Raw genomic sequence first — 13253 nt, forward strand, 5'->3', positions numbered from 1 at the left:
ACCCTGCACATGAGGAAAAGGGTGGCCCCGATGGCAATCGATGACGAACGGCTGATGGCCTATGCAGACGGCGCATTGTCGCCGGACGAAGCGGCCGAGGTAGAACGCGCAATTGCCGAAGACGAGGCTCTTGCCACAAAGGTCGCCGCATTCGCCGACAGCAGGACAATGGTCAAGCGAGCGCTGGGTGCGGCCCCGCCGGTTTCCGACAAGTTGGCAGCTACGATCCGCGCGATGGCGGAAGCCGATGCCACGCGGCGTCAGGGACCCGCAGGATCGGCGCAGGTCATCGATCTGGCGTCGCGTCGTCGGACAGTGCCATTCTGGCAGCTGCCGATTGCTGCATCGGTGGCGTTGGCCGTCGGTGTGTTCGGTGGCTGGGTTGGAAAACCTGCAACCGGGGACTCTGACAGGATTGCCGTCGCGGCCATCGAAGAGGGGGCTTTGGTCGAGGCTTTGGCCGCTGTGAAATCGGGCGAGCGGACAGATATTGGCAACGGTGCCACCTTCACCGCAATTGCCAGCTTTCGTGATGGCGATGGCCAGTTCTGCCGTGAGTTCGAACATGATCGTGCCGGGGGCGATACAGTGGTTGCCGTCGCCTGCCGCGCCGAAGAGGCTTGGTCGGTTCGCCTCGCGGTCGCATCGGCGGCAACAGACGAAACCGGCTATGCCCCTGCTTCATCGCTGGACACTCTGGACGCCTGGCTGTCGGCCACCGAGGCTGGCGCACCGATGTCCGCGGACGAGGAAGCCGCCGCACTGGCCGCCCTTCGCTAAGCCTGCGCTTTCCCGAAAGCCCCGCAAGCCCCCGCCACGTGCGGGGGTTTTCGTTTTGGACAAGAAAATCGAACTGCGACGCATATTTCTGCGGAATAGAAAGGGCTTCGGTCCGTTATCCTTGTGCAGTCACCGATGGCTGCTTCTTGAAAAGAAGGAAACCACCGATGAAGACTTTCGCCAAAGTCGCCACCGTTGCCTTTATGGCGACCTCGTTCCTGGCCGCCCCTGTGAAGGCCGACGACGACTCCTGCGACACCGAGACCGGTGTGCAGGCCGCCACGTCATGTGGTTCGGAAAGCAACTCGAACTCCAATTCGAGCTCGAACTCGAACAGCAACAGCAGCTCGAATTCCAGCAGCAACTCCAGCTCGAACAGCAGCTCGAACTCGAACTCGAACTCGAACTCGAACTCGGACTCTGACAGCGACGGCGACGACGACTGATCGAACGGCAACCCGTCTCTCTGTCGGACGCCGGCCCCCTTGGGGTCGGCGTTTCGCATTTCCAGGGTCCCATGATCACCGTGCCTACCAAAGCGAAAGGGCCAGAGCATGTGCCCTGGCCCTTCAGCGCTTGTGTGGGAGTCGTTTAGCGCTTGGCGCGCGCCTCGGTCCGGTACCAGCCTGTCGCGGCCTGCGTCAGGCGCAGGACCTTGGTCCGGGTGTCGGCTTCGGCCTTGGTTTCCGCCCGGATTTCGACCGGGACCTCTGCGGCATCCCGGCGGAACGGGATGACCTGCACGATGGGCGAGCCTTTTTCGATGACGTGCAGGCCGTCGGGTCCGGTTGCGAAGAACGGAAAATGGATCGGCGACCGGTAGGTGTCGGTGTCGACAATCCCGGCGACGATCTCGAAGATCCCGTTCGGGCGGTTCATCGGGTTGATGAACAGGCAACTCCAGCCCGGGGGTGTGGTGATCGTCCAGTAGTTGTGGAACTTGCGCGGCGGGCGGTTGCCCCAGGGGTTGCCCTTGACCTGGTGCATCCCGTGGTTCGAGATCATCGTGCGGTCAAAATCCCATCCGGCCTCCATGACGGCGCCGCGCTCCTTGATCTCCATCCGGACGGTGGCCGCAAGGGGAATGATCCAGCCGGTGGTCATCGCATCCAGAAAGGGCATGCAGCGCTTGACGGTCAGCCCGGTGTCGGTCTGCGACAGTTTGCTGTCATCGACGGCGGGCAGCTTGCGGAACCAGTCCGGCAGGTAAGCCTTGGCCGGAACCGGGGGGGCAATGACGCCCTCGTCTTTCGGTTCGCACAGGAACTGAAGGATCGGCGCCGGCTTTCGGAAAAGGCTCATCTGGTGTCTCCTGACTGACTGCGTCGATAACGCGGCAGGAGCGGAAGTATTCCTGCAGGGGCTCTGCCCTCTGGGCAATTCGGCAGCGCCCTTTGATGGGAAGACTTCATCTTTCTGTCATGAAACTGTAATGAACGGGCAAGCCCGCCCCCATTCTGGCTGCCTAGGTTTCTTGCATGCCCGGTCCAAACTCGGGCCGTTCATGCGAGGACCATCATGCTGACCGACCTACTGAACCCTGACCTGATCCTGCGATTTGCGATCAACATCGCTGCGATGACGCTGCTTGTCTTCGGCCTGTTCTACCCGCGCTATCGCGACAAGGAACTGGTCACCGCGGCGTCGCTGTTCAACATCTTTGCCTTCGGGGTCCTGTCGATCCTGGGAATGGTCGAATTCTCCTTGGCCGCAGGCTTTGGCCTCTTTGCGATCCTTGCGCTGTTCACCCTGCGGTCAGAACAGATTTCCAAGATCGAGATCACCTATTTCTTCGGTTCGATCTCCATCGCCGTCATCTGTTCGATCCAGGGCACCACGCTACCCTTCGTGGGCTTCGTGATCGGGCTGGTGCTTCTGGGCGCCTATGTCTTCGACCACCCGCGCATCCTGAAGTCGGTCGACGGGATCAAGGTCACGCTGGACAAGATCGACCCTGACGCGCTGTCCGACCCCGACAAGATGCGCAACGCCCTGTCGTCGCGGCTGGGGGTCAAGGTGATGAGCTATCAGATCGTCGCGCTGAACTACATCACCGACATGGCGCAGATCAGCGTGTTCTACCGCAAATGAGCGCGCCCATGTCCCCTCCTTACCGGCCTGTGCGGAACAGCCGCATCGCCCTGGCCAGCCTTGCCCTCGCGGCCCCCACCATGACCGGCCACGCGGCCCTTGGGCAGGACCTGCACCTTGTCGATGTCGTCGTGGTCGAGGATCTGAGGGTCGATGGCGAGAAGTTCGGCGAGTTCTCGGCCCTTGTCGCCGATCCTGCCGGAGGGGGCGTCATCGCCGTGTCCGACCGGGGCTACCTGGCCAGGATCGGCGTTACCACCGACGGCGGCCGTCTTTCCCTGACCCTTCCGGAGACGCTTCAGGTTCTGACCGGCCCCGAGGGCAATCCGGTTCGCGATGCGGATTTCAACCCCGAGGGCGCGGCGCTCCTGGCGGACGGGACGATCGCGATCGTCAGCGAGTCCGGCCCCGCCCTGGCTGTGTTCGACCAGTCCGGGGCGTGGCTGCGGCACGAAAAGCTTCCCGCCGGCTTGCAGGACGCCACGCGCCAGTCCAGTCCCAAGGACGGCATCGAGGCCCTGGCCTGGACCGAGGCGACCGGTTTCCTGGCCATGCTGGAGGAACCCGCGATGGGCGAGCTGCGCAACGACCACCGGCTTCACAGCACGCAGGCGGGTGTCATCGCCATGGACCTGCCGGGTACGGAATCCATCAGCATCAAGGGCATGGAGATCGTAGGCCACACGCTCTTGATCCTGGAGCGGACGCGCGACGATGCCTCCGACGCGCTTTACCCCTACCTGCGCCGCGCAGATCTTGCGGCCTGCCTGGCTGCTGCGTCCTGCACCGGAACGTCCACGCCGATTCCGGTGCCAGACATCAGCGACGCCGACTTCGAAGGTCTGGCCCTGCTACCGGACGGCCACCTTCTGATCGTCAGCGACGACAAGATCGACGGGCGCATCCGGTCGGTCTTCGCCCTGCTGCGCCTTGAATAGCCCCCCCGCACACTGGCCCCGAAAGGAAAGACCATGGATGAACGCATCGCAGAAAGCCTGTCCCGCTTCGGCACGATTTCGCTGGACGGCCTGAACAGCAAGGCCGCCATGCTGGAGCGGCTGGACAACAAGTATATCGTCCCGGCCGAGCGCCTGCTGCCCGCCTTTGCGGCCTTTGCCGGCCTTTTCGATGTGCTGGAGATCGGCGGCAAGCGCGCCTTCACCTACGCCACGGATTACTTCGACGACCCGCAGGCGCAAGGCTATTACGACCACCATCAAGGCCGCCGCAAGCGCTGCAAGGTGCGCATCCGGAACTATGTCGATGCCGGCTTCAGCTATCTTGAGGTGAAGCTGAAGGATGTGCGCGACGCCACCGTGAAGAAGCGGCTGAAACTGGCGCAGCCCTCGCACAACCTTTGCACGGAAAGCCTGGCCTTCATCGACGCCTGCCATTCCGAGCTTTATGGCACCCCGCTTGGTCGGCCGCTAATGCCGGTGATCGGCATGGAGTACGAACGCATCACTCTTGTCGCGCGCGAAGGCGGAGAGCGGATGACCATCGACACCCGGCTTGCCTTCCGCGCGGCCAACCGCGAACGCGAGGCCGGGCCGGACATGTTCATTCTTGAAACCAAGTCGGCCAAGGGCAACGGCATTGCCGACAAGATCCTGCGGTCCGAACATCTGCACCCGACCAAGAACTGCTCGAAATACTGTGTCGGCATGGCGGCCCTCGGCCTCGTTGACCGGCACAACCGTTTTCTTCCGGCGATGCGTCAGCTGCGGCTGGGTGAAGCGGTGGCCCTGGCACCGGCCCGGGCCGAACCCCTGCACCTCGCCGCGGCCTGAGGGTACTCGATCCCGCGCCGGGGCCCCGACTGGGGAGAGGGACCCATGGCAAAGGGTGTTGGCCGGTGGCGCACGGGATCGCCGCCGGTCAACATTGTTGTATTCCGGACGCCGTGTCGTCAGCCTGTCACCCTGCTGTCACGGTTCAGCTTTACGCACGAGGTTTGAAGTGGCTCTTTCTCTGTCCTCGCTTCAAGAGGACTTGGGTCCGTCGAAGATGCGCCTGTCCCTGCTCTTGTCGCTGGTCTCTGCCGTGCTTGTGGCCGGGGCTGTCGCCTGCGCTGGGCTTACATTCTGGGTCGTCCTGCGAAGTTCGGCGATCGAGGACCGGATCGCGCTGGCCCATGCGTCCTACGCCGAACATCAAGCACTGCAGTCGAACCTATACCAGCTTTTCAAGGAAAAGGCCGACGCGCTTCTGATCGGGGATCGTGACCGGTCGGCCCTGGAAACCGAGGTGAAGGGCAAGATCGAAGCGAACCTTTTGGAAATTCAGCGCATCATCGCCCGCGAGATCGAGTTCGATGGCGAAGAAGAGCTGGAAGAGCTGCAGCTTCTTTCAACGCTGGACCGTGGCATCAAGGATGTCGTGCAACGCTACGAAACGGTTCTGCAGGACCTTGCCAGCTCCGATACCTCGGGTCGGGAGAACCTGGTCCAACTGCTGGACCGCGACATCGACCGCACACTCTCCGACATGATCGACGTCGCCCTAGCAGGCGAGCGCGAAGAGGTAAGCGAGGCGCTGGAAGGCGCGGCCAGATTCCGACAGCTGGTGGCAGTGCTGGCCGCGGGTGTCCTGGGTGCGATGATGGTGACCACCTTGTCAGTCCTGCTGATCTATCGTCGCACAGTGGCCCGGCCTCTTGCTGATCTGGTCACGGGCGCAAGGGCCTACCGGCGCGGGGCTTATGAAACTCCGATCCCTGCCGTGGGGGCAACCGAGTTCCGGCATCTGGCCACGACGCTGAACGACATGGCGGCCGAGATCGCGGCGCGCGAACGCGACCTGCGCGGTGAGGCGCGGCAGCTGGAAAGCCGGGTGGGAGAGCGGACGGCCGAGTTGCAGACGATCCTGACGCGGTTCGAACAGGTTGAGGCCAGCCGCCGCCAGATGATGGCGGATGTCAGCCACGAACTGCGCACCCCCCTGACCATCATCCAGGGCGAGGCCGACATCGCACTGCGGGGTGGGCAGGTCGATCCGCAATCGGTGTCGGAATCCTTTTCGCGTATCCGCGATGCCGCGCGCCATTCCAACCGGATCGTTGAAGACCTCCTCCTGGTCGCGCGGGAAGAGGCGGGGCAGCTCCGCCTTGACCTGCGCAATGTCGATCTTGACGCGGCACTGGCCGATGCGGCCGGACTGGCCCTCGCGAAGGTCGAGGTCTTGCGGCTGGGTCGACCGGCCCCGGCCCGGGTCGATCCGGTCCGGTTGCGGCAATGCCTGCTGGCCGTGATGAACAATGCGCTGCGCTATGGCGGGCGAACGGTCAGGGCCTGGGTGGAACGCGGTTCGGACGGCTTCGACATCCTGGTCGAGGACGATGGGCCGGGGATGAGCGACGCCGAGAAAGACCAGGCCTTCGTCCGCTTCTTCCGAGGATCGGGCGCGCAAAGCAGCGGAGTCGAAGGCACCGGGCTGGGCCTGCCCATCGTGCGGTCGATCATGGCGGCGCATGGCGGCAGCGTCGATCTGTCGGATCGTGAAGGCGGCGGGCTGGTTGTCCGCCTGCGCTTTTCCACGGCCCTGCGCAGCGTGCAGTCGCCGACCGAAGAAATTCCTGCCCGACGGGCGGAATAGTCCGGCACGCCAGCCGTTTATGTCAGCAATATGACACCCCGGCAGGCGCGGTCCGCGTTTCATCATGTGATGATCGACGTCCAAAGCCTGCAGCCATAACGAGGGACCAGGTCGACCATGCAGATCCTGATGATCGAGGATGAGCCGCGCGTCGCAGATTTCGTTCGCCGCGGACTTCGGCCCGAAGGCTGGATGGTCGACATCGTGAACAGTGCAGAGGATGGTCTGGAACAGCTCAAAATGGAGAGCTATGACGTTGTGCTTCTCGACGTGATGCTGCCCGGCATGTCCGGGGACGAGATGTGCCGCCACTTGCGCAGCATTCGCAACGAAGTGCCGATCCTGATGCTCAGTGCCCTGGGTTCGACTGATGACCGCGTGAAGGGCCTTCGCACCGGTGCGGACGATTATCTTCCGAAACCGTTCGAGTTTGACGAGCTGGTGGCACGGATCGACGCATTGCACCGCCGCAGGGCCAAGGGAATGGTGTCGCAGGAAGGTGCCGTGACTGTCGGGCCGCTAAGCTACGACACGGGATCAATGCGGGTCTACTGCGACGGTGTCGAACTTGATCTGTCGACGAAAGAGCGCGAAGTGCTTGTGGTCCTGATGCGGAACCCCGGTCGCGTACTGGCCCGGGAACGCTTGTTGAATTCCGTCTGGGGGATGGAGGCCGACCCGCTGACCAATGTCGTGGATGTGACGATCAGTCGAATTCGGCGCAAGCTTCTGGACAAGGCAGGCATGATCGCGACGATCCGGAATTATGGATATCGGCTTGATGCTTAAAACTTCGATTGATCGATCCGGACTGATGAGTGCGAACAAGGTTCTGTAGCCGTTACCCTTTCTTTGGGTTCCAGCGATCAGTCGGCTGCGCTGCCCGGCCTACCGCGCCACCTGTGCCGAGTTCCTCAAGATCGACTTCCGTCGCATCCCCGGGCCCGGCACCGCGGATGGGATCTGGGTCGTCTCGGCCAAGGGGACCGGCTTGAACAAGCTGCACCTGATCGACCCTACCACCATCAGGCCCATCTCTGCGGTCAGCTGGACCTTCAACATCGTCGGCTACCATCCCGCCCAGGATGGCTTAAGGACCGGAAGGGCAGGGCACTCAGCTTCGACGTAGGCAAGCACTACAAGCGCATCCCGAAAATGCTGTCCGAAACCGACCGGTTCATGCAAGGGCTTTGCCTGCAAATCGGACGTTGATCAATGCGTGGAGGCCCACGACAGTATCGTCTTGGACTACAATGCGCTGCTGCAAGACCATGAGACCCTTCGACAAGCAGGCAAGAACCTTGCTGATGCCCACGACGCGCTGCAGGTTCACGTTGGAGACCTGGAGGGGAAATGTTCGCGACGTGGAAGGGGAAGTCAGCGATCTGAAAACGGCCCGCGACAATGCCGTGTCCTGCCTCTTCCTTGCCCAAAGCCCAGAAACAGCAAAGCGCTGCCTTGAGTGATAGACCCAAGGCAAGGGGTTTTGATTTGATGGGCTTCTTAGTGGGTAATGCGGGGAAACCGCAAAATCCTGTTTATCTTCAGGTGGTAATGGCGGAGGGGATGGGCCTGATATCCAACCTTCTCCACCTGTAAACCATTGATATTGCTTAGACTGAATGGGGCTTGCGCAGTAGTAGCGGTTCCAAACACCGCAGTGTTGCAGCTTGCACTCGCCTTTGCTCAGCGGAATCAGGACGCAGATGTAGGTGGTGAGCACCAAACAGTTGATCTCGTGTCGCCTCTTGAAGCAGCGGAATGGGGGACTATCCGTCACGCAAGAAGATTAACGAGCCACACCGGGTCGGCTCAAACCAAGTTCCTTTGACATCACCCATGCGCTTCATGATTCAGCAGGCGAAGTCTACAGTCCCGGCTTCCCCGTCGGCGGTCGCGGATCAGCCCAATGACGCAAGGCGCAGAACCGCCGCAGGAATCATGTCAAGATCAAGCTCCTCTTCAACGCCACCAAGCCGCATTGCCTCCTTGGGCATACCGTAGACGACGGAGGATGCCTCGTTCTGACCGAGGGTGCGGGCACCCGCATCTCGCATTTCCTTCAAACCTCGGGCACCGTCGTCCCCCATGCCGGTCATGATGACGCCTACTGCATTGCGTCCTGCAGCGCGCGCGACCGAACGGAACAGCACATCGACCGAAGGGCGGTGGCGCGCCACCAATGGTCCGTCACGTACTTCGACCTTGTAGTAGGCGCCCGATCGCACGACGATGCAATGACGGTTGCCCGGCGCGATCAGGGCGTGCCCCCGCAAGAGGCGATCTCCGTCGGCGGCTTCACGCACCGAGATGCGGGCCAGACTGTCCATCCGTCGGGCAAAGGCTGCGGTAAAGTGTTCGGGCATGTGCTGCACGATCACGATGGCCGGGCAATCCTCGGGCATCGCGCACAGCAGGTCGCGCAGCGCCTCGGTTCCACCGGTCGATGCGCCGACGGCGATGATACGCTCTGTCGTGCGCGCCATCGGGGAATTGACGGAAACCGGTGGCAACACGGCGTCCGCAGTCAGGCGGCCTGAAACGGCCCGAGTGGGCGACGCGGCCCTGGCCCGACCTACCCGAGCCGCCGCAGCCGACTTGACCACCAGCCGCAGTCGCTCATGGCTTTCCTGCAAGAACTGGCCGACGCCGATCTCGGGCTTGCAGATGATTTCGACTGCCCCAGCCTCGAGTGCTTGAATCATGGTTTCACTGCGGTCGCCGACCAGCGAAGAACAGACGACTACCGGTATCGGATCCTGCGCCATGATCTTGCGCAGGAAGGTGATGCCATCCATCCGTGGCATCTCGACGTCTAGTGTGATTACATCGGGGCGGTCCTCGCGCATCCGGCGCACCGCCAGATAAGGATCGGCGGCCGTGCCGATGACCTCGATCTCGGGGTCGGCGGACAGGACCTGCGTCATCACTTGCCGTACGGCGGCGCTGTCGTCGACGACAAGAACGCGGACGGGGCGGCGGAGGGCGGCGTTCATGGCTCAGGCTTTCCTGTAGATCGACGGCGCGACCTGGGTAAGGCCGGGCGGCACCGGGTTAAGACTTTCGGTATGACCTGTCAGAAGAAAGCCGCCCGGCAGAATCTGTGACGTTACATTGCTCACTGCAGCGGCGCGACCGGGCTCGTCAAAGTAGATCAGCACGTTACGCAGCATTGCTACATCAACGGGCGCATCAAGGGCAGGCGCTGCCTGAACAAGGTTGGCGACATAGAGACGCGCCTTGCTGCGCAGATCAGGTACGACGCGGTAGAGATGGCCATTGCCACGCTGCTGGCGCGAGCGCATTAGGTAGGCCCGACGGTAATCCTCAGGCAGCCCATCAATGTCAGCATCGCTGTAGATTGCATGGCGTGCGCGTTCCAGGATCGCCACCGAGATGTCGCTACCGATGACGCGCCAGCGGAGCGCCCGTCCTCCGGCAAGCGAAAGCCGGTCAAGTATCATTGCCGCAGTCCACATCTCGGCTCCGGTTGAACAGGCGGCACTCCACACCGTTATCGGCCATTCGCGACCGGCGCCCTCGTCAAGCCGTCGCGGCAGCCCGGTCTGAAGCAACCAATCGAACTGTGCGGATTCGCGGAAGAACCCTGTGGTGTGGGTCGTCAGTGCCTCGATTAACGCTTGTACCTCTGCCGCTGCGCCAGGACGCAGAAGATCGGCGATGTATTGTCCGAAGTCAGAATACCCCGTTGCCCGCAGACGACGTTGAAGACGCTGCTCCAGCAGTGGACGCTTCTCAGGCGAGATGGCCAGCCCGCCATGCTCCCGCGCGAGGCGGCAGACAAGGGCCGCCTGGTCGGCTGTCAGCGAGCCGCTTGGCGCGCCTAGAGCGGCCATCAGTGTCATGGCGTCGTCACCGGTCGAAGTCGAAGACGTCGTCGTCTCCTCCGCCAAGAAGCGCCACGTGGTCGAGAACCAGCACCATGTTGCCTCCCAGCCGGGCAATGCCTTGAAGCAACCGCGGTGCCCTACTAGCGTCTGGTGAGCGCGGCGCGTCTTCGATGTCGGCTGCGGCGATCTCGACCACGCTCAGGACCTGGTCTGCCAGAACTCCCACCGGTCTCCCGAAATCACCCGGGCGTTCAAGGACAACGATCCTGCGGTTATGGTCCGCCTCGGGAACCACACCCAAGCGTCGCGACACATCCATCACCATTACGCTTTCACCCCGTACGTCGATCAGGCCGATCACATCGGATGATGCTTCGGGCAGGGTTGCCAACGGCTGCTCATCGAGGATTTCTCGCACAGGTGCCACGGACAGCGCGAAGTGCTGCCCTCCAAGCCGCAGGGTCAGAAAGGTTTTCGGTTCCTCCACATCTGGACCGGGTTGGCTGGAGGCAAAATCGGGCGGGCTAGCCTTTAGAGTATTGGGTCCGGGCAGATCCATGACTTTCGGGTTCCTCTTGGTGGCAGAAAGAGACAGGCACCGGGTCCGGGGTCGGCGCGGCCTTCGGTCAACGGGCGGATTGGCGCCCGTTGACGTGGTTGTGGCAAGGCGCCGGTTGTCGGCGGCCGGGCAGGCCAGCGCCTAGTAACGTTCGAAGTCGGCGTCGGTCATCCCGTCACTGCCAAGGTCAATATGCACGCCGTTCGAATATCCGTTTCCATGGCCGTTCGTCGCGTGGCGCCGCGCGCTTTCGGACTGCGCTTCGGCAGAGGCAGTCGTGCCGCCACCCGCCGAATGAGACACACGTACCCCAGAACGGCCACGGCGGAGGCTTGTGGCGGGCCGGGAATGCGCGGCGGAAAGTCGGTCGGTCGTCCCAAGTGTGAAGAACGAGATCACCCCGCGCAGCTGGTCGGACTGGGCCGCGAGCGATTCCGAAACCGAGGCGGCTTCGGTCGAGGCAGAGGCGTTCTGCTGGATCACGGCGTCCAGTTCACGGATCGCACCGTTGATCTGGTCAGCGCCGATCGTCTGTTCCGCGGTCGCTGCGCTGATCTCCTGCACGAGGTCCGACGTCTTTTGGATCGCCGGAACCAGGGAGGTCAGCATCTCGCCCGCCTTCTGGCTGACTTCCAGCGTGGTGCCCGACAGCTGGCTGATCTCTGCCGCAGCCTGCTGGCTGCGTTCGGCCAGCTTGCGCACCTCCGAGGCAACGACGGCAAAGCCCTTGCCGTGCTGGCCGGCCCGTGCAGCCTCCACTGCCGCGTTCAGGGCCAAAAGATCCGTCTGGCGCGCGATCTCCTGGATGATGTTGATCTTCTCGGCGATCGTCTTCATCGCCTTGACGGCATCGTCCACCGCCTTGCCGCTTTCGGCGGCCTCGCGCGCGGCCTGCATGGCGATCTTTTCGGTCTGGGCTGCATTGTCAGCCGACTGGCGGATGTTTGCGGTCATCTCCTCCATCGCCGACGAAGCCTTTTCCGCCGCAGCCGCCTGTTCGGTTGCGCCTTGGCTGAGCTGCTCGGCGGTGGCACTCATCGCCTGGGCACCTTCGGCCACGCCGCCCGAGCTGACGTTTGCATTCGAGATCACGTCGCGCAACTTGGCCAACATCTTCTCGAAGGCGATGCCCAGCGTGTCGGCATCGGACCGGCGCTTGGCCTCGGTCGTCAGGTCGCCCCCGGCAATCTTCTCGGCAACGCTTGCCATCACCTTGAGCGATCCGTTCATGTCGCCCATCGCGCCCATCAGATCACCGATCTCGTCGCGGCTGGTGGCATGGGTGTCAACGGTCAGGTCGCCCTTGGCAACGGCCTGCGCCACGGTTACCGCACGCGACAACCCGCGGCTGATCGACAACGAAATCCAGATGCCTGCAGTCAGGGCTACTGCTGCCGCGAGGGCCGCTGCAGCAAGCAGGGTGTTCCGCGCAGCGGCGCCCTCTTCCAGTGCGCTGACCTTTGCCGCTTGCATGCCGGTTGCGGTCAGTTCCAGCAGTTCGTTCGCGCGATCCATAACAGCGGCGACCACAGGTGCGACGTTCGCTTCAAGCATCTGGGTAGCGACGGCCTCGGTGTTCTGCGTGCCAAGGTCGGCGATTTCGTCCGACAGCGCAAAGTATTCGGCAACGCCCTGTTGCAACTGGACCTGTTCGTCCCGCAGGCCCGGGCCGGCCAGGTTTGCAAGCTGCGCGACCAAGGTGTCGAGCCTGTCACGCGCGGCGATCCGGCGTTCGCCCTGCTTGGCAATCTCGTCCGCATCCGTCATCAGAATGACGTTGCGTTCAGCCAGCGTCATCTCGTTCAGGGCAGCCTCGATCTGCAAGAGAATGTCTTCAAGGCGGTCGTCCATGATCGCTGTGCCATCCGCGCTGTGCGCATTTTCAAGCATCAGTGCGAGAACGCGCCGGATCTCCGTCGTGATCTCGCGCGCTTCCCCAAAGCTCAGCTTCGCGGCTCTTGTGTTGGTCATCGCCCGCGAAACGGGGATGATCTCAGCCGTCTTCTGATCAAGCTGCTCGACCAGCTCGGCCAAGTTGGAAATGATCGGACCTGTTTCGCTGTCGGCCATGGTCGTAAGCTTGGCAACGATCCCGTCAAGCCGCTGCTGTTCCTCGGCGATCGTGGCTTCGATGGCTGCAAATGCCGCATCGTCTGACGAAATGATGTGGGCGTTGATCAAGTTGGAATAGCTGAGGACTTCAGTAGAGAGATGGTTGGCAAGCGTGGACTCTTCGAACTCGAATTCGATTAGAGTGGTCAGGCGGTCGTTCGCATGCGTCAGGCTTCTGATCGCCACCCAGGCGACGATCCCCAACAAGACAAGCACGGCGGCAAAGGCCGACAGCAGTTTGAATTTCAAGGTTATGCGCATCGGAA

General features: G+C 62.6%; 12 protein-coding genes and 1 pseudogene. 7 read left to right on the forward strand and 6 right to left on the reverse strand.

Annotation, left to right across the window (positions count from 1 at the left end):
* Positions 1 to 30 precede the first annotated feature (30 nt).
* Positions 31 to 780: a zf-HC2 domain-containing protein gene (locus tag AC2EAL_RS12160; protein ID WP_484724495.1), complete on the forward strand. Its 750-nt coding sequence runs from the start codon at positions 31 to 33 to the stop codon at positions 778 to 780.
* A 115-nt stretch (positions 781 to 895) separates the two neighbouring features.
* Here the strand turns inward: AC2EAL_RS12160 and AC2EAL_RS12165 are convergent, their stop codons facing one another.
* Together AC2EAL_RS12165 and AC2EAL_RS12170 are read right to left on the reverse strand one after the other, a co-directional pair.
* On the reverse strand, positions 896 to 1285 hold the full coding sequence (locus tag AC2EAL_RS12165; protein ID WP_484724496.1) for a hypothetical protein: 390 nt from the start codon (positions 1283 to 1285) through the stop codon (positions 896 to 898).
* Positions 1286 to 1371: 86 nt separating this feature from the next.
* Complete coding sequence (locus AC2EAL_RS12170; RefSeq protein ID WP_484724497.1) at positions 1372 to 2082, reverse strand: DUF6065 family protein; 711 nt, start codon at positions 2080 to 2082, stop codon at positions 1372 to 1374.
* Positions 2083 to 2298: 216 nt separating this feature from the next.
* On the opposite strand from AC2EAL_RS12170, the gene AC2EAL_RS12175 reads away from it, so the two are divergent.
* The 6 genes from AC2EAL_RS12175 (at position 2299) to AC2EAL_RS12200 (ending at position 7594) form a co-directional block, all read left to right on the forward strand.
* Positions 2299 to 2871 carry a DUF4956 domain-containing protein gene (locus tag AC2EAL_RS12175; RefSeq protein ID WP_484724498.1) on the forward strand — a complete coding sequence of 191 codons (573 nt, stop codon included), beginning with the start codon at positions 2299 to 2301 and terminating at the stop codon, positions 2869 to 2871.
* A gap of 8 nt (positions 2872 to 2879) precedes the next feature.
* Complete coding sequence (locus AC2EAL_RS12180; protein WP_484724499.1) at positions 2880 to 3809, forward strand: esterase-like activity of phytase family protein; 930 nt, start codon at positions 2880 to 2882, stop codon at positions 3807 to 3809.
* 33 nt (positions 3810 to 3842) lie between these two features.
* Positions 3843 to 4661, forward strand: a complete 819-nt coding sequence (locus AC2EAL_RS12185) for a polyphosphate polymerase domain-containing protein (RefSeq protein WP_484724500.1) — start codon at positions 3843 to 3845, stop codon at positions 4659 to 4661.
* Between the two features lie 217 nt (positions 4662 to 4878).
* A complete protein-coding gene (locus AC2EAL_RS12190) occupies positions 4879 to 6465 on the forward strand; it encodes a sensor histidine kinase (protein ID WP_484724501.1) in 1587 nt (528 codons plus the stop codon).
* Between the two features lie 117 nt (positions 6466 to 6582).
* Positions 6583 to 7254, forward strand: a complete 672-nt coding sequence (locus tag AC2EAL_RS12195) for a response regulator transcription factor (RefSeq protein ID WP_484724502.1) — start codon at positions 6583 to 6585, stop codon at positions 7252 to 7254.
* 85 nt (positions 7255 to 7339) lie between these two features.
* Positions 7340 to 7594 carry a type ISP restriction/modification enzyme gene (locus tag AC2EAL_RS12200; RefSeq protein WP_484724969.1) on the forward strand — a complete coding sequence of 85 codons (255 nt, stop codon included), beginning with the start codon at positions 7340 to 7342 and terminating at the stop codon, positions 7592 to 7594.
* 772 nt (positions 7595 to 8366) lie between these two features.
* Here the strand turns inward: AC2EAL_RS12200 and AC2EAL_RS12205 are convergent.
* The 4 genes and pseudogenes from AC2EAL_RS12205 to AC2EAL_RS12220 all read right to left on the reverse strand — a co-directional run.
* Positions 8367 to 9461 (reverse strand): protein-glutamate methylesterase/protein-glutamine glutaminase, encoded by a 1095-nt coding sequence (locus tag AC2EAL_RS12205; RefSeq protein ID WP_484724503.1) that lies wholly within the window; start codon positions 9459 to 9461, stop codon positions 8367 to 8369.
* Positions 9462 to 9464: 3 nt separating this feature from the next.
* On the reverse strand, positions 9465 to 10331 hold the full coding sequence (locus AC2EAL_RS12210; protein WP_484724504.1) for a CheR family methyltransferase: 867 nt from the start codon (positions 10329 to 10331) through the stop codon (positions 9465 to 9467).
* A 7-nt stretch (positions 10332 to 10338) separates the two neighbouring features.
* Positions 10339 to 10875 (reverse strand): chemotaxis protein CheW, encoded by a 537-nt coding sequence (locus AC2EAL_RS12215; RefSeq protein ID WP_484724505.1) that lies wholly within the window; start codon positions 10873 to 10875, stop codon positions 10339 to 10341.
* A gap of 471 nt (positions 10876 to 11346) precedes the next feature.
* Positions 11347 to 13248: pseudogene (locus AC2EAL_RS12220) on the reverse strand (methyl-accepting chemotaxis protein); the annotation flags it as partial.
* Between the last annotated feature and the right edge of the window lie 5 nt (positions 13249 to 13253).

Source organism: Tabrizicola sp. T74 (genome assembly GCF_057219935.1).

Coding starts and splice junctions, on each gene's coding strand:
- AC2EAL_RS12160 (WP_484724495.1), top strand. CDS start 31: ATGGCAATCGATGACGAACGGCTGATGGCCTATGCAGACGGCGCATTG.
- AC2EAL_RS12165 (WP_484724496.1), bottom strand. CDS start 1,285: ATGCGAAACGCCGACCCCAAGGGGGCCGGCGTCCGACAGAGAGACGGG.
- AC2EAL_RS12170 (WP_484724497.1), bottom strand. CDS start 2,082: ATGAGCCTTTTCCGAAAGCCGGCGCCGATCCTTCAGTTCCTGTGCGAA.
- AC2EAL_RS12175 (WP_484724498.1), top strand. CDS start 2,299: ATGCTGACCGACCTACTGAACCCTGACCTGATCCTGCGATTTGCGATC.
- AC2EAL_RS12180 (WP_484724499.1), top strand. CDS start 2,880: ATGTCCCCTCCTTACCGGCCTGTGCGGAACAGCCGCATCGCCCTGGCC.
- AC2EAL_RS12185 (WP_484724500.1), top strand. CDS start 3,843: ATGGATGAACGCATCGCAGAAAGCCTGTCCCGCTTCGGCACGATTTCG.
- AC2EAL_RS12190 (WP_484724501.1), top strand. CDS start 4,879: ATGCGCCTGTCCCTGCTCTTGTCGCTGGTCTCTGCCGTGCTTGTGGCC.
- AC2EAL_RS12195 (WP_484724502.1), top strand. CDS start 6,583: ATGCAGATCCTGATGATCGAGGATGAGCCGCGCGTCGCAGATTTCGTT.
- AC2EAL_RS12205 (WP_484724503.1), bottom strand. CDS start 9,461: ATGAACGCCGCCCTCCGCCGCCCCGTCCGCGTTCTTGTCGTCGACGAC.
- AC2EAL_RS12210 (WP_484724504.1), bottom strand. CDS start 10,331: ATGACACTGATGGCCGCTCTAGGCGCGCCAAGCGGCTCGCTGACAGCC.
- AC2EAL_RS12215 (WP_484724505.1), bottom strand. CDS start 10,875: ATGGATCTGCCCGGACCCAATACTCTAAAGGCTAGCCCGCCCGATTTT.